The organism is Corallococcus praedator (assembly GCF_003612125.1).
GTDB lineage: Bacteria > Myxococcota > Myxococcia > Myxococcales > Myxococcaceae > Corallococcus > Corallococcus praedator.
Map to the genome: position 1 here is coordinate 1 of NZ_RAWI01000893.1, position 479 is coordinate 479.

Below are 479 nucleotides of genomic sequence, written 5' to 3' on the forward strand. Positions count from 1 at the left end.
CAGTGCAATTGTATAGAACCGAGTTTGCGTCGTGCAGCGAAGCGGGCCTGAGCGCCATCAGCGAAGGAATCCTGCTGTTTTCCTGCCGGAGGATGCCGTTTTCAACAAGCAAGTTATTCAGCTTGGCAATGTTCTGCGCCAGTACCATATCGGATTCTTCTCGTGCCTTTGCTTCTGCATGCAGCTTTTCTTCTAGCTTGTTGATGTTTTCCTTGATGCTCGAAAAGGACTCAAGCACAAGAGCTCCGACGTTGCTGCCAGGCTTCGTCCGACCAGTCGGGATTACTTGGGCCCATGCAGATGCGTTGGCGATCGATGTCTCCAGCTCCGGCGTGAGGACTTCTGGACTCTATACGACATGAAACATGACTCTCATTCACATTCTTTCAAGTGGTAGCGCAACAAGCCATCACGTATTCGACGAGGTTTGCGGATGAAGAATAACTTCAATTAGTACTCGTGTTTGACTGGACGTATAT

1 protein-coding gene is annotated in these 479 nt (G+C 49.7%); it reads right to left on the reverse strand.

Features of this window, described 5'->3' with window-relative positions:
- Nucleotides 1-238, reverse strand: a 238-nt coding sequence (locus D7Y13_RS45445; protein ID WP_147452681.1) for a hypothetical protein, incomplete at its 3' end; no start/stop codon positions are given.
- Between the last annotated feature and the right edge of the window lie 241 nt (nt 239-479).